16 protein-coding genes are annotated in these 26,699 nt (G+C 44.8%); 5 read left to right on the forward strand and 11 right to left on the reverse strand.

Going from position 1 to position 26,699, the window contains the following annotated elements; translation table 11 throughout:
- Positions 1–6 precede the first annotated feature (6 nt).
- Positions 7–957: an ABC transporter permease subunit gene (locus NST58_RS23875; protein ID WP_051491278.1), complete on the reverse strand. Its 951-nt coding sequence runs from the start codon at positions 955–957 to the stop codon at positions 7–9.
- Positions 958–1,250: 293 nt separating this feature from the next.
- Here NST58_RS23875 and NST58_RS23880 point away from each other — a divergent pair, with 293 nt between their 5' ends.
- Positions 1,251–3,539, forward strand: a complete 2,289-nt coding sequence (locus NST58_RS23880) for an AraC family transcriptional regulator (protein ID WP_339244408.1) — start codon at positions 1,251–1,253, stop codon at positions 3,537–3,539.
- 76 nt (positions 3,540–3,615) lie between these two features.
- Here the strand turns inward: NST58_RS23880 and NST58_RS23885 are convergent, their stop codons facing one another.
- The 5 genes from NST58_RS23885 to NST58_RS23905 form a co-directional block, all read right to left on the reverse strand.
- Positions 3,616–5,619, reverse strand: coding sequence for a beta-galactosidase (locus tag NST58_RS23885; protein WP_339244410.1), 2,004 nt, complete (start codon positions 5,617–5,619; stop codon positions 3,616–3,618).
- Positions 5,620–5,645: 26 nt separating this feature from the next.
- Positions 5,646–7,070 (reverse strand): family 43 glycosylhydrolase, encoded by a 1,425-nt coding sequence (locus NST58_RS23890; RefSeq protein WP_339244412.1) that lies wholly within the window; start codon positions 7,068–7,070, stop codon positions 5,646–5,648.
- An 86-nt stretch (positions 7,071–7,156) separates the two neighbouring features.
- Positions 7,157–8,830: a hypothetical protein gene (locus NST58_RS23895; RefSeq protein ID WP_339244414.1), complete on the reverse strand. Its 1,674-nt coding sequence runs from the start codon at positions 8,828–8,830 to the stop codon at positions 7,157–7,159.
- A gap of 41 nt (positions 8,831–8,871) precedes the next feature.
- Positions 8,872–9,747, reverse strand: coding sequence for a carbohydrate ABC transporter permease (locus tag NST58_RS23900; protein WP_036683169.1), 876 nt, complete (start codon positions 9,745–9,747; stop codon positions 8,872–8,874).
- Between the two features lie 36 nt (positions 9,748–9,783).
- Positions 9,784–10,740 carry an ABC transporter permease subunit gene (locus tag NST58_RS23905; protein ID WP_081382600.1) on the reverse strand — a complete coding sequence of 319 codons (957 nt, stop codon included), beginning with the start codon at positions 10,738–10,740 and terminating at the stop codon, positions 9,784–9,786.
- A 228-nt stretch (positions 10,741–10,968) separates the two neighbouring features.
- Here NST58_RS23905 and NST58_RS23910 point away from each other — a divergent pair, with 228 nt between their 5' ends.
- The 3 genes from NST58_RS23910 to NST58_RS23920 all read left to right on the forward strand — a co-directional run bounded on the left by NST58_RS23910 (position 10,969) and on the right by NST58_RS23920 (position 14,989).
- Entirely contained in the window at positions 10,969–12,699 is a 1,731-nt protein-coding gene (locus NST58_RS23910; protein WP_076130287.1) for a histidine kinase, read from the forward strand.
- A complete protein-coding gene (locus tag NST58_RS23915; RefSeq protein WP_076186950.1) occupies positions 12,680–14,035 on the forward strand; it encodes a response regulator in 1,356 nt (451 codons plus the stop codon). The genes NST58_RS23910 and NST58_RS23915 overlap by 20 nt, the downstream gene beginning before the upstream one ends.
- A 75-nt stretch (positions 14,036–14,110) precedes the next feature.
- Positions 14,111–14,989 (forward strand): AraC family transcriptional regulator, encoded by an 879-nt coding sequence (locus NST58_RS23920; RefSeq protein ID WP_076130289.1) that lies wholly within the window; start codon positions 14,111–14,113, stop codon positions 14,987–14,989.
- Between the two features lie 1,989 nt (positions 14,990–16,978).
- On the opposite strand, the gene NST58_RS23925 is transcribed toward NST58_RS23920, so the two are convergent.
- Both NST58_RS23925 and NST58_RS23930 read right to left on the reverse strand, forming a co-directional pair.
- On the reverse strand, positions 16,979–19,168 hold the full coding sequence (locus NST58_RS23925; protein WP_076279238.1) for an alpha-galactosidase: 2,190 nt from the start codon (positions 19,166–19,168) through the stop codon (positions 16,979–16,981).
- 235 nt (positions 19,169–19,403) lie between these two features.
- Positions 19,404–21,869, reverse strand: coding sequence for a glycoside hydrolase family 2 protein (locus NST58_RS23930; RefSeq protein ID WP_339244417.1), 2,466 nt, complete (start codon positions 21,867–21,869; stop codon positions 19,404–19,406).
- Positions 21,870–22,002: 133 nt separating this feature from the next.
- On the opposite strand from NST58_RS23930, the gene NST58_RS23935 reads away from it, so the two are divergent.
- Positions 22,003–22,854: a helix-turn-helix domain-containing protein gene (locus NST58_RS23935; RefSeq protein ID WP_076128941.1), complete on the forward strand. Its 852-nt coding sequence runs from the start codon at positions 22,003–22,005 to the stop codon at positions 22,852–22,854.
- A gap of 71 nt (positions 22,855–22,925) precedes the next feature.
- On the opposite strand, the gene NST58_RS23940 is transcribed toward NST58_RS23935, so the two are convergent.
- The 3 genes from NST58_RS23940 to NST58_RS23950 all read right to left on the reverse strand — a co-directional run bounded on the left by NST58_RS23940 (position 22,926) and on the right by NST58_RS23950 (position 26,520).
- A complete protein-coding gene (locus tag NST58_RS23940; protein WP_339248795.1) occupies positions 22,926–24,539 on the reverse strand; it encodes an extracellular solute-binding protein in 1,614 nt (537 codons plus the stop codon).
- Positions 24,540–24,646: 107 nt separating this feature from the next.
- Positions 24,647–25,537 carry a carbohydrate ABC transporter permease gene (locus NST58_RS23945; protein WP_036683186.1) on the reverse strand — a complete coding sequence of 297 codons (891 nt, stop codon included), beginning with the start codon at positions 25,535–25,537 and terminating at the stop codon, positions 24,647–24,649.
- Between the two features lie 26 nt (positions 25,538–25,563).
- Entirely contained in the window at positions 25,564–26,520 is a 957-nt protein-coding gene (locus tag NST58_RS23950; RefSeq protein ID WP_051491272.1) for an ABC transporter permease subunit, read from the reverse strand.
- Between the last annotated feature and the right edge of the window lie 179 nt (positions 26,521–26,699).

The raw sequence follows: 26,699 nt of genomic DNA on the forward strand, positions 1-26,699 counted from the left end.
TCTTTTCTACCATAAACTTGTCTCGCTTACACGGCGGCTGATGTAATTTGCTGTATAGATGAAGATCAAGCTAATCACGCCCATAAAAAGATCAATAGAAGCGCCATAGCTGAAGTTCCCCTGCACCATACCCACCCTATAGACATAAGTACTGATAATATCCGCTGTGTCGTAGATCGCCGGATTCTGCATCAGGAACACCTTCTCGAAGCCAATCTCGAGTACTTTACCGATATTAAGAATCAAGGTGATCACGATGGCGGGTGAAATGCCGGGCAAGGTGACATGCCATATTTTACGCATGCGGCTGGCTCCGTCCATATCAGCAGCTTCATACAGCTGCGGGTCGATAGCGGTCAACGCGGCCAAGTAGATAATAGTCTCCCAGCCGATATGCTGCCAGATCTCCGACAGGACATAAATACCGCGGAACAATCCAGGTTCATTCATGAAATTGATCGGTCCAATCCCTATGGCACCAAGCAGATTATTAATCAGCCCTCCGGTTGGGGATAAAAACATGATCACCATACTGGCTACAATGACATTTGAGATAAAATGTGGAAGATAGCTGACGGTCTGCACAACTCGTTTGAAAGCAGCCTTGCGCACCTCATTAAGCAGAATCGCCAGTAGAATGGGTGCCGGGAAGCCAAAAAACAGCTTATATAAACCAAGCAGAAAAGTGTTTTTCATCAGCGGCCAAAAATCGGGATTCTCTATAAACATCCTGTAATATTTGAGTCCCACCCAATCACTGGCCCAAATCCCTTTAAAAAGATTGTAATCCTTGAAAGTGATAACTAATCCAAACATCGGTGCATAGCGGAAGATCAAATAATACAACAGGCACGGCAGGAACAGCAGCCAGAGCGCCTTGTTTTTATTCCAAGTTCGAAGGATTCCCGCTTTGTGGCGTTGAGGTCGTTGGGGTCGCCGGTGCACTTTCTTTCGCATTTTGTCCTGCACTACGCTAGCTTGAGCCATATGCATGTCTCCTCTTGTTAAAATGATCATAAATCATATAGATGTCAGATTACTTCCCCCTTTTTCCTGGGATTTGTCTCCGAATTATAGCTGCATTTCTTTGGAAAGCGCTATCTACATGTTATATAACATTTCGCCTTAACTGCGGATTTCCATAGAATAGCGTACAAATCAGCAAAATTGCATATTGTTGGTGTTAGCTTTTTGCCGCTATGATAGAATTAATCCAATTCATTTACGGGTGCATCCAAAGGGGGATACATATGAAGGGATCCGTTACAGGCAAATTTGCGCTGAATGCCCTGTTCGTTAAGCTGATGCTAAGCTTCCTCAGTGTCATCTTGATTTTGGCATCATTTAATCTGTTCTCCCATCTGTATTTAAGCGGCAAAATCTATAAGGAGATGATCCGGCAAAATGAGCTAGGCCTCGCACAAACGGTCGAAGGCTACGAAAATCATTTCCGGTTGACCCAGAACATGATTCTTGCCCTCACCCAATCCGATTCATGGACTGCCAATCTAGGCATTCTAAGCCACCTCAAAGAGAACCGACGATATGATATCCCGGCAGAAGTGATATCGGATCTCTCAACGCTGTATGCTAATCCTTTTCTGCATATCGAAAATTTCATTCTTTATTTTAAAAAGGAAAATTATGTACTGGAGAGGGAGGGCCTAAGCAGCGCCGCAGATATGTTCGGTAAATACTACTTCAGTGCAGAATACCCTCCGGAGTACTGGAGCCGGCAAACGATGGACAATCAATTTTTAAAAGTCATGCCCGCCGTAACCTTTACCGAGAAAACCATACATTCCACCCGTACGCTCGGAAGGTTAATGCCAGTGCTGGTCAAAGCGATTCCTTATGAGGAAGTGTACGGCATTGTCATGCTGAATCCGCAGCTGATGCAGGCCGCCTACGGTGATGCCGGCAATACCCCGTTCTATATCCTGGATGCGCAGAAGAATCTATTGTTCTCTACATCAGAGGGTAAACTGCAAACAAGCCAGCTTCCGGAAAGTGGCAATGCCCATGAGCGGGTCGGAGACCAATATTACTTCTATGAAAAAGGTAAACAGACTGGATTCACCTATATCCGAGTGACCCAGGTGGCGGCTATTGCTGCGGAAATGCGGGGGATGCAGCTATTGCTGGCTGTATTACTCTCTGCCGCAGTACTGATCAGTGTTCTCTCATCCCTAATCTTCAGCCACCGGCTTAACCAACCGCTCCAGCGCCTGATTGCCGCCTTGGACCGTAAGGCAGGCAGCCGGCCTGAAAAATTGAGCAGTGTGAAGGAATTCGCCATTATCGGCGAACGCCTGAGCTCCATTTTAGAGAATAACCGCTTCATCCAGACCGATCTTGATCATAAGAACTCACTGGTGCGCCAATATGCCTATACTCATAAAGTGAAAAATATCCCGCTGAGTAAAAGCCTCGCGGAGCTTGAAGATGTAAGGCAATCCGAACAGCCCTATGCCTCCATTCTGTTCAAGGTCAGCTTCAAAACCTTGCCGGACGAATTGGAAAAACACATACTGATGTTATGGAAGCTGGTTCAAAACTTGATCACTGGTGGTGAAAGCGAAAGCGTCGCACTCCAGCCGGAACATGATCAGCTCATGCTGCTCCTGTTCAATCCCGGACCGCAGAGCAGTTTTCTGCAGGCTCTTGATACCCTTAAGGAGCTGCTGGATTCGGAGACATCCTTATATCTGACTATTGCTGTAAGTCCGGTATATTCAGGCGAAACCTCATTTACCGATGCCTACAATAATCTATCGATGTTGTTAAATGAGCGTAGATTGAACGGGGAAACACAAATTATCGTAGAACCTAGAGCCTCATCCGCCAAATCCTTTCATTTAAAGGTGACACACGGAGAGGAGCTGCACAATCTGCTGCAGTCTGCCAATGAGGAGGCTGTATTCGCTTGGTTGGATCGTCAGCTGGAGCAGCTGCAGCACAAGGACGCGGCGGCGGCGGATTTTCGGGCATTTGCCTTGGGAGCAGCGGAACAGACGAGCAAAACGGTGACGAGGCTGAATCTGTCCCAAGCGGAAGCGGAGCGTCTCTTACCACCCCGACTAGAGCCATTTAACGCTTTCCACTCAATGGATCAATACAAGGAATGGCTGCGTGATCTGGTTCGTCCTGTGCTCGTGGTCATCAGTAGCCGCTCGGAGTCGCGCGACCCCATTATCAGCTTTGTGCTGGATTACTTAGACAAACATTACGGCGAGGACATCAACCTCAACCTAGTAGCAGACAAGTTAAATTTAACTCCAGGTTACCTGTCCAGCATTTTTAAAGAGAAAACAAACATCAACTTCAGTGAATATCTGAACAATCTGCGGATTGAGCGGGCCAAAGAGCTGCTAATGAATCTGGAACTGCGGATTCAGGATATCGCGCTTCAGGTCGGTTATCAGAACGTAAATTCCTTCATCCGTATGTTCAAACGTTGTGCCGGAATAACTCCGGGCGAATACCGCAAGCGCTATTCCCGTGATGGTTCACTCCCCTCCTCCGGCCTTGGCTTGTAAAGAGGCTACATTGCAGAGGAGAGGACAAAAAAGGCCCCCCATTGGCTGGGGGCCTTTTTGTTGTAAAGATTTGCAATCAGAATCCCGTTTTCGGAATCTCCATTGGCACAATATTATAGGGCGCTGTCATACCCGTCCGCACCTGATACATCTGGTCATGGGCCTTTCTCGCTGCTTGCACGAAAGGTTCATATGGACGGTTGCAGACATCCACTACACCGATTTGATAGTTTTCTCCGTCATAACGTCCGAGCACAGGCTGATCATTCCATTGAAAATAATGAACTCCGATGAGCTGCGGGATGGCTGCCCCCTGCTCCACATAATAACGGTAAGCCTCACCGCGCTCCTTCTGGGTTGCCACCGCACGGATCCCATAAGCCAACATGCCGCCTTCAGCCGCACCAAAATGATATTCCCCAATCATGACTGGTTTGTTCAGTCGTCCGCTGATCTGGGCGATCTGGTCCTTGTCAGGACTGAACTGATAGCAGTTCATAGAGAATACATCAAACCATTCGCAGCCCTCCAGCACCTCATCACTGCCAACCCAGGCATAACGCATTCCCAAATTCAGATGATTCGGATCCGTCTGCTTGCAAAGACGGGCTGGCACTTCTACATACCGCCGGATCATGATCCGGTTGAACAGGTTATAATCTACTTCTCGGGCAGAAGTGAGATTATCCCCGGTTACATTCACATTCGATACATCGTATAAATCCTCGAATTCTTCAAAAACGCTATCCCACGCCATGTTTAATCGTTCCACTGTTTTGTACTTTTCTGCAAGCCAGCGAATGAATTCCTTCTTACTGGCATAACGGACCGGAGATTTCAGCATCTGCCCGGTCAAATTCAACCCATCCACGAATGCCCAATGCGGCTCATTACGCATGAAATAACCGACCATTCTCTGGTCTTCCCTTAATGGAAGAAGCTGCTCCGCAAAGCTCCCGGCATTCCGCTCATACTCCGGGCTAAACACATCGGGGAAATCCCGGAAAATAGTCTGCTCCGTCATAGGAAAGTCCACTAGAGGATAAACATACGGAAGCTGGGATTCGTTGATAAATCTATCATTAGACCAGTTACCGATGGTGTTGAATCCCCATTGTTGTAAGCGAAAATCCGTCATAGCCACCCAGTTAGAGCGCCACTCCGCCCCAAAAGCAGTGATCAGATTAGCAATCTCGAAGCTGAATTCCTCGCCATCCTGTGACCAAGCTTCTTGATAGATTCCTTCCCGCTCCGGCAATGAGGGTATCAAGTGTTCCATGCCAGTTACATGCATAGAACAAGCTGGACCCACACAGTCCATCCCCGTACTGAACAGGGCATAACCCTCTGGATCAACGAACCACCAGCGGCTGCCGTCAAACTCCGTGCGGAAATATCCAGTTGCCGCGAATCTCAGCGCCTTCCAACCTCCGTACCTGCTGAGGTCACCTCCATTGTGATCAGCTTGTGCCGCAAGTTGCTGCTCTGTGCGCAGCCGATCCGTCAACGCTTCTGCATCAACCGTTTTCCCTGGCCAACCCCTTCCCTTTAATTGGCCCAGATCATCTATATATGGTTGCTGTTCATACTCAAAGACGGGCTCAGTTAGACTTAGAGCCAAGTCACTAATTTGCACAGCTCTACTTGTTGTTGAAGGGAGAGTAGCGATAGAGAATCGGGTGATATGCTTGCGATCGATGCCTGCATCTCCCCTCAGTACTGTCTGCATCACACCCGGATAACGGGGAAGGAACAGCTTCTCACCATTTAAATGAATCAAGGGTAAACAAATTTCCGTGCGCACACCGGGTAAAATTCCTACATGATAAGTAATGACGCGATGATCCCGATCATAAAAACTGAATAACAGCACCAGAACGTCATGGCTTTCATGGTAAACCTTTGCATTAACGAAACCATAATCGCACCAAGCGGCGGATTCCAGCTGCCCTGGCTGAAGCTCAAATCCACCACCTTCTGGTGTAGTGATGAACTGAAACGCCTCAGAGGAAGTCGCAGTAAGTTGTGTATGGGGGTCACTTTTAAACCATTCCATAGGGAAGGAGACAGATAAACTCATCGGTATACCTCTTTTCTCTAAACTGTTTACCTTACTGAAATCAGTTGAAAAAGCTGCGGGTCTGCACCTAGACGAGGATCATGGCAGCGTGTGGATTCAAGAAACACACAACCCCAGCCCCCACGCTGTTCTCCTGCTACGGTAAGAACTCTTCCGTCATTGCTCCCAATAGTCAGTGAACCTGCTTCTGTCTCTGTAAGCAACCATATAAACTGATCTTCGTTGTCACGAATAGGCTCCAGCAGCAAGGAATTCAACGGGCCAATAGATAAGGCCTTTTCACTGTTTCGAATTCTCGCCCTACCCTTCTCCCCGTATTCAACCGTCCATCTCTGCTGCTGATCTTCATACGAAAGCGTCCGGACTTCGACGTTCAGGGTCTCCTCATGTTCAATGGATTGATTTCCCGCCGCCAGATAAAGCCCCATTCCTAAGCTTTTCAATCTGAACAGACCACTACCAGAGCCGCATTCCACAGCTACGATTCCCTTCCTAAGGTCAATCACCGTTCGCTCTGCCCAGTCAAGCTTCATTTCCCGGTCAGAAGGAAAGCTGAGCGGCAGAAATACATAGGAAGAGGCATAATAATCCGCAGGGTCCCAGCGATCCCCAACATACAAGTAAGAGCACTGGTCATTGTCTGTTCCTACAATAGGAACTATAAAAGCAGGCTGGCTGTCGTATGTAGTGATGTCGCCCAAAGGCAGCAAGGGTGACCAACGACCAAATAATTCCTCAGACCAGGCATAGGTTCCTTGGTTAGGCAACCAGCCCGTACAGGCGGACGAGATGAGGAAGTATACACCCTGACGTTTCATTAATGCAGGTGCTTCACGCGCTTGTCCGGGCCACAAGGTCTTGACCTGTTCTTCTATGCTGAGGTAATCAGGTGACAGACGATACATAATAAGATCAGCATTTTCCCTTGCCGCGGAGATAAAATATGCCGTCCCATCGTCATCCTGGAACAAGGTGCAGTCCCGAGACATGTTACCTATCGGATTAAAGCTGCCCCGGTAAACATAATCCCCATCTACCGTCCCGCAATCAGCGATCGCGCAGCGCGCATCAGAGTAGTCGCGTCCATTTTCCCAATGCATCCACATAACAAATCTCCCTGTAAGTTTGTTGTAGAGTACTTTTGGGCGCTCAATTACCGCACCCGTTGGGCGCCCCTCCCTGTCCAAGGGTTCAAGCTCTAATGTGGTGCGATGATAAATCGGCTGTACCGGTGAATCGAGTGTGAGCACATCATTGCGCCATTCCCAATTCACTAGATCCACAGATCGGTAGCAGCTCACTCTCCGCCGATCCATCCGGTTCTCACCAAACCAGTAATAATATCCATCCGTATAGAGCATATGTCCACCATGTGCATGTACAGGATTTCCGCTCATATCCAGAAGTGGAGCGCTATTTAGTAGGGTGACTGTACTCGCATTTTCGTCCATGATTAACCTCCAGAGGATCAGATTTTTAGACAAAAAAGCAGGTCCGGCCAAGGATGACCTTAACTGAACCTGCTGTTCTTGCGAACTTATTTCAATCCCATCTGAGACATCACATCCACCTTGCTAGCATTGTTATACCATTCGTTGATTTCTTCGGAAATTTTCGTACCGCCTTTGTCATGCCATTGCTTCACGAAGTCATCGTACGCAGTTAGCGGCTCTTTGCTGTAAATAATTTTGGTGAAGGTTTCCTTTTCCATCGTATTCAGTTGCTCCCAAGTTGTCTGCATGGTCTTGGTAGGTGGACCGTTAAATGCATTTGGAAGCAGTGACTCTCTATTCTCATAAGAAATCACATATCCCTCTTTGGCTGTTTCATCATTTGATGCCGATCTGATCAAGACCCCATTCTCTGCTTTTGCACCTTTGGAAAGATCATAAAAAGATTTACCTGGACCATCAACACTAGGTGTATTTTTGGTAAAAGCCATTTTACCTACACCTTGAGCGGCATCCAAAGGCGTATTGAATTTTTTGGAATCGAATACCACTTCATCGCCAACGATGTCATAATCATATCCCTGAGCATAACCATATTTGAAATCTCCGGTACCAAATGCTGCATCGTAAAGCTTGTCATAATACAAGAAGAAAGCTTCCATATTGTTAAAGTCTTTATTAAACATAAAGACACCATCGTTCTGTTGACCGGATTGGTAGGTTCGATCCCCACTTACACCATTAATTGTTGGGTAAGCTTTGATTTTAGCCCCTTTTACGTTAGTTTCCACATCTTTAACACTGCCGTACAGCCAAGGACGGCCAATAATAATCCCTGCTTTACCTTCAGTGAAATCCGCCAGTGCATCCCATGCACCCTGTGTAGCCAGTTCCTTATTTAAATACCCTTTGGAGTACCAATCGCGAAGTTTAGCTAACGCATCCTTTGTCCCATCAGCGACGGAACCGTAAGTGAGTTTTCCATTGTCGTTATACCATTGGCCGGGAAGACTCTTCCCTGTATAAGCACTAAAAATCATTACAGAGTCGCTTACCCAGCCCGTGTTGTAAGAATCTTTTCCCGAGAAATCAAATCCATAAGTATCATTTTTTCCGTTACCGTCCGGATCATCATTCGTAAAAGCAGCGATTACCTGTTCAAATTCATCTATATTTGTTGGCGCTTTTAAATTTAATTTATCTAACCAATCTTGACGGATAAGCATGACCTCACCTTCAGTGAGATTGGGCGAGATCGCCATCCCATAAACCTTGCCGTCCTGGATAACCGGGTTGAACGTTGTTGGATATTGTTTATATATTTCTTTCAGACGCTCAGGCATATATTTGTTAATGTCCTCCGCAATATCTTTTACAAGTCCAGATTGAATCAGATCATTTTCTAATGAGGTATCATACACTGGCAAAACATCCGGAAGCTTCTCGGAACCAGTGAGCGCTAAACGAAGTTTCGTATTATATTGGGAGGCATCACCGCCCAAAAGAGTAGTTTGGATGTTAATCCCTAGATTCTCGACACCCCAGCGGGTCAACACATTATCATTTAAGCTCTCCCCGTTGATATATTTACCGGCATTCTCATCTTGTTGCTTGGCGATGTTGATAGTAATAGGAGGAACGTATTTGCCGTCTTTGAGAACCGCTTCTGCCGCAGTAGATTCTTTACCGTTTGAGCCGCAGCCCGCTAGCAATCCTGCCATCAATACAGTAGTCGTTATTAAGGCCCCTGTTTTTTTCATCAATAAGCTCCTTTGAATTAAAGTTTTATGTGTTGGTCACGTTATTCTTTTACAGCACCCAGAACGATGCCTTTGACAAAATACTTCTGTAGAAAAGGGTACACAAGGATAATGGGCAGTGTGCTAATAAAAATTTGCGCAGCTTTGATACTCTGTTCTGACAACGCGGCTGCTTCTGATTGACTAAGTGCCATACTCTGCGCTGAACCTTGCACCACTACAGTCTGTAAGAATGAAGCTAACGGATAGTCCGTTGTATTCGACATATACAAAATCCCATCAAACCATGCGTTCCAGCTCCCCACCATGATAAACAATCCAACGGTTGCCAGACCGGGAAGGGAAAGCGGAAGATAGATTTTCCGGAAAATGACGAAGAACGAAGCCCCATCGATAAATGCCGCCTCTTCAAGCGCCTTAGGGATTGTTTTAAAGAAATTCATAATCAGAATCAAATTATAAGCTCCGAAGGCACCGGGAAGCACGAGCGACCAGATCGTGTCCTTGAGCCCAAGTTTCGTAACCAATATATAAGAAGGAATCAATCCACCGGAAAACAACATCGTGAATATAAAAATCCACATTAAAGCATTACGCCCACGGAAATCTTTGGACAAGGCATACCCCGCCGTTGTAATAATGAACATGCTGATTAACGTCCCCAGTACCGTCCGGACCACTGAGATTCTCATGGAGCCTGTAAAATTCGTGTTTTTAAAAGTTTTCACATAGGCTTCGATATTAAAGTCCACCGGCCAAAAGGATACCAAATTCCCATTTACCGCTGTCTTACTACTAAATGATTGTGCTAGCAAATGAAGCATAGGCAATAAACACGATAAGGCTACTAGAATCAGGAGGATATGATTGAAAATCGAAAATATCCTATATCCCTTGGATTTATAATACACTCCCATTCCTCCTAACAGTTTTGTAAGCTTAACAACTTCGGCTTAAAATATTTTATAGTTAGCTACCTTGTAAGCAATTCGATAGGAAATTACGATTAATATGAAGCTGATGCCGGATTTAAATAATCCAACAGCAGTACCAAAACCGTATTGGCCATTCAATAAGGATGACCGGTAAACATAAGTATCGATGATATCCCCCGTACTATATACGAGTGGATTGTATAAGTTAAAGATTTGATCAAATCCTGCATCCAGGATATTTCCAAGGCTTAACGTTGCAATTACGATGATCATCGGCATCATACTCGGTAAGGTAACATGTCTTATTTGTTGGCGGCGTGACGCGCCGTCGATCTCAGCTGCCTCATAATAAGAAGGATCGATCCCTGTAATCACCGCTAAGTAGACAATCATGCCAAATCCGAAGTTTTTCCATAAATCACTGATGATGATCGTCGGTCTGAACAGCGTAGGATCGCCCAGAAAGAAAATCGGTTTCAGTCCGAGGAAATTCGTAAGAAAATGATTTATGCCCCCATCCAGACCTAAGATATCAATCATGATTCCGGCAACGGTTACCCAAGAGAGGAAATGCGGTAAATAGACCAAGGTTTGAATACTCTTTTTAATCCCCATGTTTCTAATCTCGCTTAGCAGAATCGCCATAAAGATAGGAACAATAATTCCGACTATAATTTTGATTACAGCAATAATGAGGGTGTTGATAATGGATTGTGTTGCCTCTTTATATTGGAAGATTCTTGCGAAGTTATCCCAACCAATCCAAGTTGAACCTGTAATTCCAAGCCAGGGCTTGTAATCCTGAAAGGCCATCACTAATCCGACCATAGGACCGTAGGCAAAAATTAGAACGAATACCAAAGCTGGGATACATAAAACATACAATGGCCAATTTTTTTTGATTTCCTTTTTCCAAGGATTCTTTCTGCTTTTTTTAACGTTGGCTTTCTCACTCCATTTGAGCTGGGTATTCATTATCTGTGCTATTGTGCTTACCCCCTTTTACATTCTTGGCTGCTAATTTCTTTCTGGTTTAATGTTAACAAAAGCGCTTTCATTCGAAAATGTCTCAAATTAAATATCATAACCACTCGCTAAACATCTTTATAAACGCTTTCATTTTGCGAGAGCTCTTCTCTTTTTCTTTTGGAATATATGGCTTATGATGAATTCACACGAGTCCTAGCGACAGGAGTAATGCTTATGATTAAAAAAGTAAATATGAAACGATTCATATATTTTTTCGTTTTTTTCCTTTTACTTACCTTAAGTTTGTTTTTCGTAATGAACTCCCTAGGTTCCAAAACCATTCAAGAGAGCTTGGTTAACTCCTCCAAAAATCAGCTAGCCTATACGGAAAGCATTCTGGATGGCATCATCTCTGAGGCAAGTTTGTATGGCATCCAATATACAGCCGACACCTCCGTACGTTTCTATCAAAGCAAAATACAAGAGATGAACAATTACGATGCCCAGATGAAAAAAAACGATATCTATGACCGCATATCAGCACCACTTCTCTCCAGTCAGGCGATTGAATCTATCGGTATCTACTGGAAATCGGACGGCACTTTTATTTTTACGGGTCATGATTCGCTTGCCAAACAGCCCTTTCAGAAAGTCACGCAGCGAGGCTGGCAGATTGTTAATAACAATTTGTATTATTTTTCAATCTATCCTTATATTCATGAACCTAAAAATCCTGCCAATATTCAGTACATCGTGGGCGTTAAGCTGAAAAAGGAGTATTTAACAAGTCTTTTAGAAAAAGCAGTGAGTGGCGGCGAGAGCTCCAATGCCTTTTTACTTGTGAACAAGAGTTTAATGATTAGCAATAAAGCGGTGGATATTCGAATCGAGGAAAAAGCCAAGGAGACGATAACACCCAATGCACATGAAATTTTAAAGTTTGACTATCATATCAACGATGACGATTATTATGTTTTATCAAAGTATATTGAGCCGATTGATACGTATCTTGTTACCTATACGCGAATGAGTGATTTTTTGAATCCGCTTAACCGGAATAAACAGGTGTTTTTTGTCAGCATCTTAATGATCTTGATCATTGGTCTTATCGTGATTTTTATGTTCTATCGAAACTATTATCGCAATGTATATCTGCTCGACAAGAAATTCTACCAAGTGGAACAAGGGAATTACAGCACCAGAATTAGTGAGAACCCGGACAATCAATTTTATAGTCTATTTAAAAGCTTTAACCACATGGTCGCCAAAATACAGGCTTTATTCGCTTCATTAAAAATAGAAACCGAGCTGCGCAGAAACGCCGAAGTGAAACAGCTACAGGCTCAGATCAATCCACATTTTCTTTACAATAATCTGTTTTTTATTATGGCAGTGGCAAAAACTTCACCGGAAGCCGTAATGCAGATGAGCAAGCATTTAGCAGAGTACTATCGTTATTTAACAAAAATGAATTCAGATAATGTTACGTTGGCTTCTGAATTGCAGCTTGCCGATCATTTTTTATCCATCATGTCACTTTCCAAAAAAATAAATTATGAAATCAACCTGCCTCCTGAACTGGGAGAGCATCTGATTATGCCACTGATTATCCAGCCTATGGTCGAGAACGCAATTCAGCATGGGATTGAAGAACAGCAAGGGGCTCATCGCGTTACTATAGATGTAAAAGAACTTGATACTGGAGCATTAATTATTGTTGCCGATGACGGTAAGGGGCTTACTGCTGAGGAAATACACCAGCTAATGGCCAGACTTGAGAATGAATCCCCACCTGAAGGATCAAGAGGAATTGGTCTTTGGAACATTCATCATCGCCTCAAAAATGCGTATGGTGAATTAAGCGGACTGCGGTTCTTCATCAATGACTGGGGTGGTTTATCCGTGCTGGCATTCATAGATTTCTCGCTGGATGAAGGAGGACAATATGCGATTATTGATAGTTGATGACGGACATTACATCGTTGAATATTTAAAACACCTGCTGGATTGGAGCAAATTTGGAATTGAGCATATTGAGACGACAACAAATTCGATTGAAGCCAAGGAGCTATTGAATCAGAATCATATAGATATCCTTATTACAGATATTCGTATGCCCGAGGTATCCGGCATTGATTTACTGCATCATGTTCATGAGAAAAAGCTCAATACCAAGGTAATTTTCCTTTCCGGTTATTCTCAATTTGATTATGCACAACAAGCCATTCGTTTGGGTGCACTCGATTATTTACTCAAGCCGGTTGATAAAGAGGATATGGAAAAAGCCATGAGTCAAGTTATTAAGAGTATCGCTGAGAAACCCCCAAAAACCCCAGTGGCAGAGAAAAAGATAGATGGGCTAGGTTACTTGCTTTCTGTTATTAGCGGACCTTCCCCACTACGTTATGATCACAGCACACTCGATACTGCTTTACGGAATGAGCACTTTTGCTTTTTTCACGTCTCAGGGCCTAGAGGGAAAGATGAAATGATGTTAAAAGATCATAATGGTGGACGGGACTTTATTTGGATCACTCCATCAGCCATTACTGGAATTATTCCAGAATCCAATACCGAAACTGTGGCAAGCAGCGTCGATTCCATTTCTTTTTCCGAGCCGTTTGAATTTTCTCAAAAGCATGCTGTTCGGCATATTTTTTATCATTTCTTTTTTAATGAAAATATTGGGGCCAGTGACTTTACTATGCTGAGTGCCTCTAGTGCTCTCCCTAAATTAGAGCTTGGAGAATGGGAACAAACCAGAAAAAACATTTTAAAAAACTTTGCCAAGCTCACTGTCAAAAAACAAAAGCTCCTCTACCTGCTCGAATTCATTAATTTGCTGTATTCCACAACCGATAAAATCCAATCAGGTGAGGTCGCAGACTGGATTTTCAATCAATTATCAGAACCAGATACGGCTCTTCAATCCATCTTGCAGAGTCTCACCCAATTAGATAGAAGCGCTAAATTTTCCAATCAAAACATTGTTCATACCATTCAAGCCTATATCTCCAATCATATTAGTGATTGCTTGAGCCTGGAGGACTTAGGGAAAATTGTTCACCTACATCCTGTTTACCTGTCCAAATTTTATAAGCAGGAGACGGGTGAAAATTTATCGAGCTACATTTCTTCTAAACGCTTGGAAAAGGCCTCCAAGTTATTGATCGATTCCAACTTACATGTGCTCGATATTTCACATCTAGTCGGCTACAAAAAGCCACAATATTTCATTAAGCTGTTCAAAGATCAGTATGGCATTACGCCTTATCAATATCGAAGACAGCAGATTAAATGAAACAAAAATTGAACAGATCAACAAAAAAGTTTACACTTTGAATGAAGTAACGAACCATGGAAAGGAAACCTGCTAATGTTGCGCTCCTCCTACACCATTCGCTCGGAAGAACAAGCTTCTATGCTTCTGTTTGATTCTATTGGCTGGGAACAAGCCGAAACTCCGGCATATTCATTCAACGGCCAGAACCGGACGGAGAGAAGTTGTGTTATTTTTCAGTACACCTTATCTGGAGAGGGTAGAATTGAAATAGACGGGGTTGTTCACCCATTAACGAAGGGCAAAGCTTTCCTAGTGACTGTCCCCAGTATACACAGATATTATTATCCGGAGGAAGGTACAGAGCCCTGGGAATTCATTTGGCTGAATGTACGAGGACCTCTAGCTATTTCACTCTGGAACCAACTGATCGCACATGGCGGTCCTATTATAGAACTCCCTCAGGAATCGGTTCCGATGGATTTATTGTGGAGTATGTTCAAGGACATCCAGGTTGATGAAGAAAGAGATTTGCATTTTCTAACGGGGAAAGCCTTTCAGTGGATATTGTCCATGGAGAAATACCTCAAGAAACCAAGTTTGTTAACCACCTATATAAAAAATGACAAACTCCATGCCGCTATACAATTCATGAAAAATGATCTGCACAATAATAACCTTAGCTTAGACGATGTCGCCGCTCATGTTGGAATTTCCAAACATCATCTTTGCAGGCTATTTCAAAAAAACATCAATCTCTCGCCCTTTGAGTATTTAAGAAGGAGACGGATCGAGCTGGCAGCATCTATGCTGAAAACAACAGATCAGACGATCTACCAGATCGCTGTGGACACCGGGTTTGACAATGCCAGCTATTTCGGCAAAGTCTTTCGTTCCTACTTTGGAGTTAGCCCCTCCACTTACCGCGAGCAGGACCTAGAGTTCCTGTCCAAACATGTGTTTTTTGAAAATTGATGTTGCTAGGCATATCTATTCGGCTTCGATAGAGCTGAGTGGCAGGCGTGGCAGACGTGGCAGGCGTGGCAGGCGTGGCAGGCGTGGCAGGCGTGGGGTGCTAATTCGGGGCCGGTGGATGCAAGTAGTAACCATTCAGATCTGGTGGTGCCAACTCACAAGCACCCTCCCCCGCTTTCGGACCCAGATGAAGCTATTTGCCAATTTTTCGTCTTTTGAGTACTGTTTCGGACTCCAGTGCAGCTATTCCTCCGAAAGAGGTGCATATTAGGTGCTTTTCGAGCCAATAGCGACTATGCGGTCCGATAAAACTCCAAATGTGTGAAAAGAATGCGGTTAGCGGCATCTGAGTCCTATAGCACCGTGTTGGCTGAGTAAGTAACTTGCAAGGCGTACCAATTCGCGTACGGCAGCCCCCGCCTAGGTAAACATCCTGCTAAACACCTTAATTCGCATACGAAAGCACCGAGTCACCCCCCTCTACCGCCGCTTTCGGACTCAGATGACGCTATTTGCCAATTTTTCGTCTTTTGAGTACTGTTTCGGACTCCAGTGCAGCTATTCCTTCGAAAGAGGTGCATATTAGGTACTTTTCGAGCCAATAGCGACTATGCGGTCCGATAAAACTCCAAATGTGTGAAAAGACTGCGGTTAGCGGCATCTGAGTCCTATAGCACCGTGTTGGCTGAGTAAGTAACTTGCAAGGCGTACCAATTCGCGTACGCTAGCCCACGGCTAGGGAAGCAACTTGCTAAACACCTTAATTCGCGTACGAAAGCACCGAGTCCCCCCCTCCACAGCCGCTTTCGGACTCAGATGACGCTATTTGCCAATTTTCCGCCTTTTGAGCACAGTTTCGGACTCCAGTGCAACTATTCCTTCGAAAGAGGTGCATATTAGGTACTTTTAGAGTCAATAGCGACTATGCGGTCCGATAAAACTCTAAATGTGTGAAAAGACTGCGGTTAGCGGCATTTGAGTCCGATAGCACTGTGTTGGATGGGTAAGCAACTTGCATGTCGTACTAATTCGCGTCCAGCAGCCCCCGCCTAGGTAAACATCCTTCTAAACACCTTAATTCGCATACGAAAGCACCGTGTCACCCCTCTACCGCCGCTTTCGGACTCAGATGACGCTATTTGCCAATTTTCCGCCTTTTGGGCACAGTTTCGGACTCCAGTGCAGCTATTCCTTCGAAAGAGGTGCATATTAGGTACTTTTAGAGTCAATAGCGACTATGCGGTCCGATAAAACTCCAAATGTGTGAAAAGACTGCGGTTAGCGGCATTTGAGTCCGATAGCACTGTGTTGGCTGAGTAAGCAACTTGCAAGGCGCACCAATTCGCGTACGCTAGCCCACGGCTAGGGAAGAAACTTGCTAAACACCCTAATTCGCGTACGGCAGCCCCCGCCTAGGTAAACATCCTGCTAAACACCCAAAATCGCGTACGAAAGCACCGAGTCACCCCCTCTACCGCCGCTTTCGGATCCCAATGACGCTATTTGCCAATTTTCCGCCTTTTGAGCACAGTTTCGGACTCCAGTGCAGCTATTCCTTCGAAAGAGGTGCATATTAGGTACTTTTAGAGTCAATAGCGACTATGCGGTCCGATAAAACTCCAAATGTGTGAAAAGACTGCGATTAGCGGCATTTGAGTCCGATAGCACCGTGTTGGCTGGGGAAGCAACTTACATGGTGCACCAATTTGAGCCCGCCGACTTCGAGTTATAAACACTCAATTCCAGTGGCGTCAAGCTACTTACAAGGTGCACTAATTCGCGTACGGCAGCACCTGGCTAGCAAAGCATCTTGCTAAACACCCTTATTCGAGCCTGCTATCCCCGGCTAAGGCTAGGTAAACATTCTGCTAAACACCCCATCCAATAACAGCTTCGGGCGCGCAGCTAGTCACAAAAGAACTCAAAAAAGGAGAAAAAAAAGGAAGGTGCTCAGCAGCCAATGGCTTTTGGGGCACCCTCCTTTTTTGATTAAACTTCTCTAAGCACGAAAAGTAGGCTTCTGAAATCGCCCTCAAGCTGTGGAAGCGTGAGTCCGAAGTGCATCAGCTCATCCCCTCTGTATACTCCGCCGTTAAGCTCAAGCTTATACGATTTCGCAGGGTCGAGTCCTTTCAGACGCAATCTGCGCAACGGTGGATTAGGCCCGGCCAGAACTTGGAAGTAGGTGGCGAAGGCTTCTTTTTTATCTGCGGAAACAAACATCCATGCCGTCTCGTTTCCTTCAAAAGGACTAAGCAGTCGATAGAAATCACCGTACTGAATCAGCATTCTCAGTTCCTTGTACTCCGAAACCTGCTTGCGGATATCCTCGCGCTCAGCTTCAGTAAGCTTGGTCAAATCCAGCTCGTAGCCGAAATTACCCGACATCGCGACATGACCACGTGTCTCCAAAGGTGTAATACGATGTACCTGATGGTTAGGAACAGCCGACACATGGGCACCCATTGAACTCGCAGGATACACCATACTTGTTCCGTATTGGATCTTCAATCTTTCCACTGCATCCGTATCATCGCTAGTCCAGGTCTGTGGCATATAATACAGCATTCCCGGGTCAAATCGTCCGCCCCCGCCGGAGCAGCTTTCGAACAAAATATGAGGGAAACGGGAAACGATACGTTCCAGCACATCATAAAGTCCAAGGATATAACGGTGTGCCGTTTCACGTTGACGTTCGGCTGGAAGAAGCGCTGATCCAATCTCCGTCATATTCCGGTTCATATCCCATTTCACATAAGTAATCGGAGCGGATGATAATACCGAGCTAACTGACTCGACGATATAATCACATACATCCTTACGGGATAAATCCAGCACTAGCTGCTGGCGGGCTAATGAACTTTTATGCCCAGGTACATGGAGACACCAGTCTGGATGTTCACGGTAAAGATCACTTTCAGGCGATACCATTTCTGGCTCGAACCATAATCCGAATTCCATGCCCATTGCCGTGATATCTTCGCCTAGCTTTCCAAGACCTTCAGGCAGCTTGCGACGATCCTCTACCCAATCTCCCAGGGAGCTGTCGTCGTTATCACGTTTGCCGAACCAGCCGTCATCCAGCACAAACAGCTCTAGGCCTAGCTCTTTTCCTGCTTTAGCAATTTCTTTGATTTTATCCGCATTAAAATTAAAATAAGTCGCTTCCCAGTTGTTGATCAGAATAGGACGCTTGCTATCGCGGAATTCACCTCTGCATAACCGGGTCCGATACAGACGGTGATAGGTTCTCGATAAACCGCCAAGCCCTTCACTGGATCTTACTAATACTGCTTCAGGTGCCTGAAAGGATTCGCCCGGTTCAAGCAACCACTGAAAGTTGAAAGGTTGAATACCGATCCCTACTCTGGAAATTCCGTATTGATCCACTTCTGCTTGGGCGAGGAAACTCCCGCTATACACAAGGCTGAATCCATAAACTTCGCCATGGTCCTCTGTCGCATCTTTTGCAAGCAAGGCCATAAAAGGATTCTGCTGATGGCTGCTGGAGCCGCGTTTGCTGTCAATCCGCTGGATGCCAGGAACGAGGGGTCTTTTGTGAATATGGCGTTCTCTAGTCCAAGTACCGGATAATTGCAGCATGTCATAGTCAGAATCATGGAAGTCAACATTCGCGCTTAATACTCTTTTCAAAACCAGATTGTCCTTACCCAGATTCTCAATCCGCACGGAACGTGTTATAACATCCTGATCGTTAAATACGGTATAGCTCAAGGCAGCGATCAATCCTGTTTTATCATCTTGCAGTATAATTTCCAAGGTCTCTGCTTCTTCATCACTTTCAACATAAGTAGCAGGCAGACCTTTGAGTGCAGGTTTTCCTTTATTAATGGTGTAGCTCTTATAACGGAAATCCGTTACGGTCGTGCCATCTACTAGGTGAACCTCCAGTGCCGGTTCGCGGAAATCCCCGTTTCCATAGGAAGGGAATTCGCTTGGCAAGGTGTCGAGGGAGATATTTTTATCCTCCTGCAAATAAGTTGGGCTAAAAGAGCAACGTTCCACCAAATTCAACGGGTGTTGAAATTCTCTCCCTGCCAATTGTGGGCCCCAGTAGACATGCGCTGGAATAACACCTTTGATCATTTCAATAATATAGCTGGATTTCTCTGACTGTAAATGAAACACCTTGCGGTTGTCGTCATAATAAATACCCATAATATGTTTGCACTCTCCTTAAGGTAGCTCAATAGAACGTTTATTGTTTGTAGTTAATGCTTCTTCGAAGTCTATTTTAGAGTGAAATGGAAGGGTATACAATCTTAATATCTATACCTATTATAGTAAAATATTGATCTATCTATACACAGGATCTAAACCACTAGAATATATATCATCAAACTGTCATTTGGAGATTGGTAGCCTAGGATATAGTAGGAAAATAACCTTTTGCTTAAATATCAAAGACGGAACGTACAGTAAGCTGGGCACGCAGTTCCTCAGCCGTAGCTGGTTTGTCGAGATCTTTTTTGGCAACCGTAACGATTCTTGAAATGCCAGCTGACAGGTCGAAATAGTTATCACTGAAGATCGCATCTCTTTCCTTGAAATCAAGTCCAACGAAACGGGCATATGCTTTTGACTTCACAGTAATAACGAATTGTTCTGCTTCCTCTGTGACTACGGCTTCAAGCTCAGGATCAACAAAGCTGAAGTGTTTCGGCTTAACGAACAAGACGGTTCCCCCGCTTATCGTCTCCCCCTCTACCTCAAATACATATTCCAGATAGGCTTCACGTTTCTTCTCTTTTGTATCCAAGACATGACCAAAATCAAGCCGATCGAACTCGGCACTGCTTAAAGCCTCAACTTTCACCGACTTCGCACCTTCCATTAGAACCTCTGATGTCGGAGTAAGCAGTCTCCATCTTAATTCACCGCTCACCTTCTCTCTGCTCTCATTAGAGACATGCAGGGAAACTACGGTTCCTTCGTCATGTGCAGAAGCAAGAACTGGAGCAAAAAAACGTCTTGCTGTATAATGCATTGCTTTCCACCGGCCATAATAATCGATGCTAGACCAGGAAGCAACCGGCCAACAATCGTTCAACTGCCAATACAATGCGCCCATGCAGCGCCCTCTATGTCTACGCCAATGCTCTACGCCACAGCGCATGCCTTCGGCTTGGATAAGCTGGGACGCATAGAGAATAGATTCAAAATCCTTCGGATATTTGTAGGTCTCGCTGATATAATAGAGAATTTTCTCATTTCCGGTATTGTTCTTTTGGTGGGACTCCATGACATAGGAGAAAATATTGCGATCCTCCGGCAGCGTAAAGGATTCAATCGTCTTTAAGCTTGGGAAGGATTGCAGGCCAAACTCAGACATATAACGCGGATAGAGCTTCCGGTAATCGGTAAAAGGCTCCTTGCCATGCCAAACTCCCCAGTAATGCATGTCTCCATAGTTCTCGTCATTCGGCTTATCAAAGCTTCCTTTAGAGGAAGGAGAGGCACGCCAGTAAAAGGTATTGGGATCAACTTCCTTAGCAATGGCTGGCAGAAGCACTTCATATTGCTTGATATAGTCGGCCTTTAGCTGGAGCGAATAATGATTCTCCCAATCCCAATCGACCCAAGCCATCTCCTGTTCGTTGTTACCGCACCACAAGCCTAACGATGCGTGATGGCGCAGGCGCTTCATATTGTCGATCGTCTCATGTGTGATATTGTCCTCAAAAGATTCTGTCAGTGCATAGATCCCGCAGGCATACAGATGATCCTGCCAGACGATAAGCCCATATTCATCGCATAGATCATAAAAATAATCGTCAGGATAATAACCGCCACCCCATACGCGGATGGTATTAAAGTTAGCAGCCACGCAGCTTTGGAGCAGGCGATCCGTGCGCTCCTTAGTCACGCGAGGCAGAAGATTATCTTCCAGAATATAATCAGCACCTGTAGAAAAGATAAGCACGCCGTTGACTTCAAAAGCGAATGATTGTCCCCACTGGTCTTCTTCCTGCTTCACAGAAATCGTTCTTAATCCAATCCGCAGTTCTCGACGATCCAGCTCCTGTCCCTTCTGTAACAGCACAACCTCGACGTTATACAGGGGTTGTGCACCCAGATTATTCGGCCACCACAGCTCTGGCTCGATAATTTCCAGTGTAATATGATGATCTTCTCCGGCAGTTTCGAACACACGACGTTCAACGGCCACACCTGCTGGAGTGTGAACGCTGACTACGATTTCCCGTTCAACCTCCTGCCAGCTCTCTGTTCTTACCCGAACATCCAGAGTAACCTTATCCGGCTCGTGAAATTGTGTAATATAAACATCGTCAACACGGGCACTGTCATACCCCTGAATGGAGAGACTTCTCCAGATTCCAAGATCGGGCAGCTTCGGACCCCAGTCCCAGCCGAACATGGAATGTGCTTTGCGCAGATGGGATATTCCCTCCACTGCATCAGCACAACTGCTAAGCGGCAGCTCCGCTTGCTTCCGCAGAGCAAATTCCACTGGGGAACGGAAAATCGCGTGAATGGTGTTATCGCCTTGCTTCAACACTGACTTAATGTCCACTTCATACGTCCGGTGCATATTATCACTGTTCAGAATGTTAGTTCCATTCACAAAAAGCTCGCATAACGTATCCAACCCCTCACACAGCAGAAATACGCGCTCATGCTGTAACACTTCAGCTTCCACTTGAAAGCAACGCTGATATTCGTAATCGTCATTGGATAATTCCAGAACCTCATATTCCTGCTCACGATAGAACGGATCCGGCATTTCTCCGGCATTCAATAAATCGTGATAGACAGAACCTGGCACACTAGCCTCCAGCCAGCTCGGCTCATGCAGACGTCTCATTTTCCATTTTCCATTTAGATCTACAAGATGCATTTTCTCCGCCTCCAAAATGTGCTATTTTGCCTTCTTATAGATCAAGTCTATCAATAATATCTTTATATTTCTTGTGTTGTGTTCTCGAGAATCATGTGCTATTTTAACATCACTAATACCCTGGAGGACGAATATGCTCAAATACACCGAGGCAAGCCATATGAATCCTGAACTACTAGCAGACCCTTTCTGGGTGGAGTCCTTAAGTCAGGTATCTCCAGAGCATACGCATGATTTCTATGAATTTTTCATTCTCACAGAAGGCAGATGTCAGCATATTGTTAACGGGACAGCGCAGCTGCTTCAGACGGGCTGCCTTGTCTTTATTCGGCCCAGTGATACCCACAGATATGAAGCAGATGGTGATAGCGATTGCCGTTTCCTGAACATTCCCTGCCGCAAAAGCCTCATTGAAGATGCTTTAACTTATCTGAATGAAGAGGAGTTTTTGCACGGATTGCTCAACACGCCTCTCCCCCGAATCGCCATGTTATCTCAGCTGGAAATGGCTAGTTTCATCCGTTCTATGGAACGCATTCGCATCCTATCAACCCTAGACAAGGTTAAGTCCCGGATTTTTCTAAAAGGCCTGCTCGTCGATACACTCACCCAGCATTTTTTCTCCGCAGAGACAGTCGCTCAACCAGAATTCCCGCTCTGGCTAGAGCATGCCATAACCAAAATGCATTTAAAGGATAATTTGCACCGTGGACTTCATGCCTTGTACGAGCTGTCAGGGAGAAGCGCCGGTCATGTGAACCGCGCCTTCCGGCAATACTTGAACCAGACACCTACGGAATATATCAACCAGCTAAAGCTCAATGTAGCCCGCAACCTACTGCTCACTACCGAGCTGCGTGTGGTCGATATCGCTTTGGAATCCGGCTTCGAGAATGTCAGTCATTTCTATCATCAATTCAAAAAATTCTATCATCAAGCCCCGCTTGATTTCCGCAGGAATGCACATGTTAATCGGCTGGTTTAGTTTTTTTATACAACAAAAAAAGCTTCCCTCTGCTGAAATGCAGAGAGGAAGCTTTTACATAGATAAATATATTATTTTGAGTTCCACAATTCCATACGTTCGCTATACTTCTGATTGAAGATTTCTTCTACTTTTTCATCCCCAGCTTTTTTCATATCCGCAAGCATCTTGTCGAATGTAGAATTGGCTTCGGCTTCAGAAGGAGCGATGATTACTCTCGTAATGCTTTGGTCCATAATATCTTTTACTTTTTGCGCGGTCAGCGCTTCAGGCGTTCCGCCGTCAGGACCTAAGTTATCAAATTCTGCTGTATCCCATACGGAATCTCCAAGGCTCTTAATGGCCATTTCGTCAATTTCACTACGTTGGTATTTAACGGCCATATCGTATGGCTGTTCATTGGCATCCAGACCATTTTTAACAAACCACAACCATTTACGAACACCACTCTTCTTCACAGCATCGTCCCAGTTATCCTTGAAGCTTTGCAGGAATGCAGGGTCTGGTTGTCTCTTTCCATCCACCATGGTGTACTGCTCGCCTTCCTTACCCCATAGCAGCAAATGTTGTCCTTCGTCACTCGCTAGGTAGTTGAACAGCTTGATAGTTTCTTCAGGGTGTTTGTTATTTTTCGTAATGGCAATAGCATCCCATCCAAGTGAGCTTCTTGGTCCGAATGTTGTTTGGGAGGTCTCTGTGCCTGGTGCTACAACCTTGTACGGGAAGAACTGATTATCATCTCCGCCATCCTTCTTCAGAGTACCATTTGCGTTACCTGGGTCCCAGTATGCGCCTGGTGTGGAGAACACTGCGCCGTTAGCCAGCTTTTGAATCCAGGTTTGTGTTTTGCTGATGGCAAATTCTTTTTCGATTAGACCTTCTCTATACAGACTGTTCACATAAAGCAGCATCTCGCGATACTTTGGATCCTTAACATCATATTGTAATGTTCCATTATTATCGTAGTAGGTTCTCAGACCCCACATCCCTTTAAATGTACCCAGGTTGGCGCCCATATTTTCACCGTTCATCGTCATTGGAACAGTTTCTTTTCCATCAATTGTCTTGTTTTTCTCTTTAAAATTCTTTAAAAGTGCTTCAAACTCATCCGTTGTGAGTGGGGTGGAGCCATCTGCCTTATCTGGAGCCAGGTCAGCAACCAGATTTTTTCTCATCAGCATACCGAAGACAGGATCACTATCCAGGCCATACCAGTTAGCTAGGTAATAGTTTTTTCCATCTTTATAACGTGTTTTGATCAATGTGTCGCCGTACATTTCTTTAATGTCTGGTCCACTTTTCTCAATTAACTCATCGAGCGCTATAAATGCGCCACTTGTAATGTATTTATCGAGAGAAGCATCACCCCGGCTCATTACAACTACATCCGGATAGTCACCGCTGGCTAGCATCAAGCTCAGCTTTTCCGTAGGATTACCCGTTGGCTGCTGGATTGAGATCGAAATGCCCGTTTTTTTGGTGATTTCCTGCGCAATAGCATCAGTGAAAGGCTCACCCTTGGTATTTGAATCAAACCAGGTCAATGTAATCGGCTCTTGTTTTTTATCGTCTCCGGCCGTTTGGTTTGTATTGTTTTTTCCATCATTTGAAGCACAACCCGCTAATACACCAACGGCTAATGCGGCAGTAATACTCACGTTCAACCATTTGTTTTTCTTTATCATAGACACCCTAATTCCTCCCATTAAGTAAGTTACTTCATAAGTCTATCAAGCAACCAAGCAAGTCTGTCCGCTCACCCCCCTTCAGGGCCGCCATTTATTTAATCATATTAACTCTTAACCGCTCCCAAAGTCATACCCTTAACAAAGTACTTTTGCAGGAATGGGTATACCAGTACGATAGGCAATGTTGCCACCATCGTCGCTGCCATCCGGATAGTATCACTTGAAACCGCATTCCGCTTAGCCGAGTTAGCTAGCATTTGCGATTGCGATACCATGCCTCCGGTTTGGAATTGACTTAATATTTTCACGAGTACGGCTTGCAAGGTCTTTAAGTCAGAACTATAGGTAAACGCATAGGAGTCAAACCACGAATTCCAATGTGAGATTGCCTGAAAAAGTCCTACAGTCGCAAGCACGGGTGTGGTCAAAGGTAGAACAATCCGGAAGAAAATCGTCAGGTCATTCGCCCCGTCTACCTTCGCCGACTCCTCGATCTCACCAGGCAGCCCCTCCATAAAGGTACGGACAATAATCATATAGAAGACATTCATCAACCCTGGCAAAATAAATACGGAAAACGTGTCAATCATATTCAGCGCTTTAAGCACCATGTAATAAGGAATCAGTCCGCCTCCAAAATACATCGTGAAGACAAAATATAGATTCCATCCTTTACGTCCCATCAAATTCCGGCGGCTTAGCGGATAAGCAAGCATCGTAATGACAAGGACAGATAGCGGCGCTCCAATTACGGTACGTTTGACAGTAACCCATAAGCCATTCAAAATCTCGCTATCTTTTAAGATTTGACTGTAGCTATCAAAGGTGAGGACTCTGGGCCATAAATAGACGCCACCACGTACGGTATCCTCAGCAGCATTTAATGAAAGAACGAGAATATTCCAAAAAGGCAGAAAGGTAACTAACAACACAAGTATAAGAATGAAATAAACTATAAATTTAAAAATATGATCCCCGTATCTATTCGAAATCATCACAAGCGCTCCTCTCTTTTTCGTGTTTAGAACAACGCTTGGTCGTTCACTTTTCTAGAAATACGATTCACAATTACAACAAGTATGAAGGCAATCACGGATTTAAATACCCCAACGGCCGCCCCGTAGGAGAACATGCTGTTTTGTAGCCCGTATTTATATGCATAAATATCGATAACCTCTGAATACTCAAGCACGGTATTGTTTTGCAGCAGGTATTGTTGTTCAAAGCCTGCATTCAAAATGCCTCCGACGGCTAGAATCCCTAAAATAACAATGGTTGGACGCAAGGCTGGCAACGTAATATGCCACATTTGCCGGAAGCGACTGGCTCCATCCACTCTTGCTGCTTCGTAGAGCTCTGGATTAATAGCGGAAATTGCAGCAAGATACATAATGGCGCTGAAGCCCATTTCCTTCCACATGTTAGACAAAGCGATAATCCACCAGAATAGTGGTCCATTTTGTAGAAAAGCAACCGGTTCCTGAACAATGCCCAACGTCACCAGTAAATTGTTAAACATCCCATCGGAAGCCAGCAGCGTAATCACGATGTTTGCAGCGATAACCCATGAGATAAAATGCGGCAGATAAGAAACCGTCTGTACAAATCTTTTGAAAAATCCCTGCCTAGCTTCATTCAGTACAAGTGCGAGGATGATCGGCGCTGGAAATCCGAATAACAAGGTCAGCAAGCTTGTAGCGAGCGTATTACGCATTACACGGTAGAAATCTCCGGTAGTAAAGAAATACTCAAACCACTTGAAGCCTACAAACTCTGCATGGAAAAATTGTTGAAAAAACGTTCCTCCGCCCGGCTGATAATTCGTAAACGCCATATACATCCCAAACATAGGACCATAAGAAAATAGCAATGTCGCAATTAAGGCAGGCAGCATCAGCAAAAATAACCATTTCTGCTCTTTTAATCTGTACCACAGATTATTGCCTCTGACTGTTTTGATAGCGCTTGCTTTATGCATCAAATACCCTCCCTTTTTATTTAGTGCAGCATGTCGAGCCACATCTCGATTCAACTTCTCTCCTATTCATCTTAAGTCCGCAACAGGTGGCTTTCTATACTTCAATCCTCCGAATGATAGCGCTTTTTAAAGGAGTTTCGGCAGATTCGAGCATTGGATTTCGATATTTAGTCTGCTAT

Source organism: Paenibacillus sp. FSL R10-2796, assembly GCF_037965315.1.
GTDB classification, from domain to species: domain Bacteria; phylum Bacillota; class Bacilli; order Paenibacillales; family Paenibacillaceae; genus Paenibacillus_AQ; species Paenibacillus_AQ odorifer.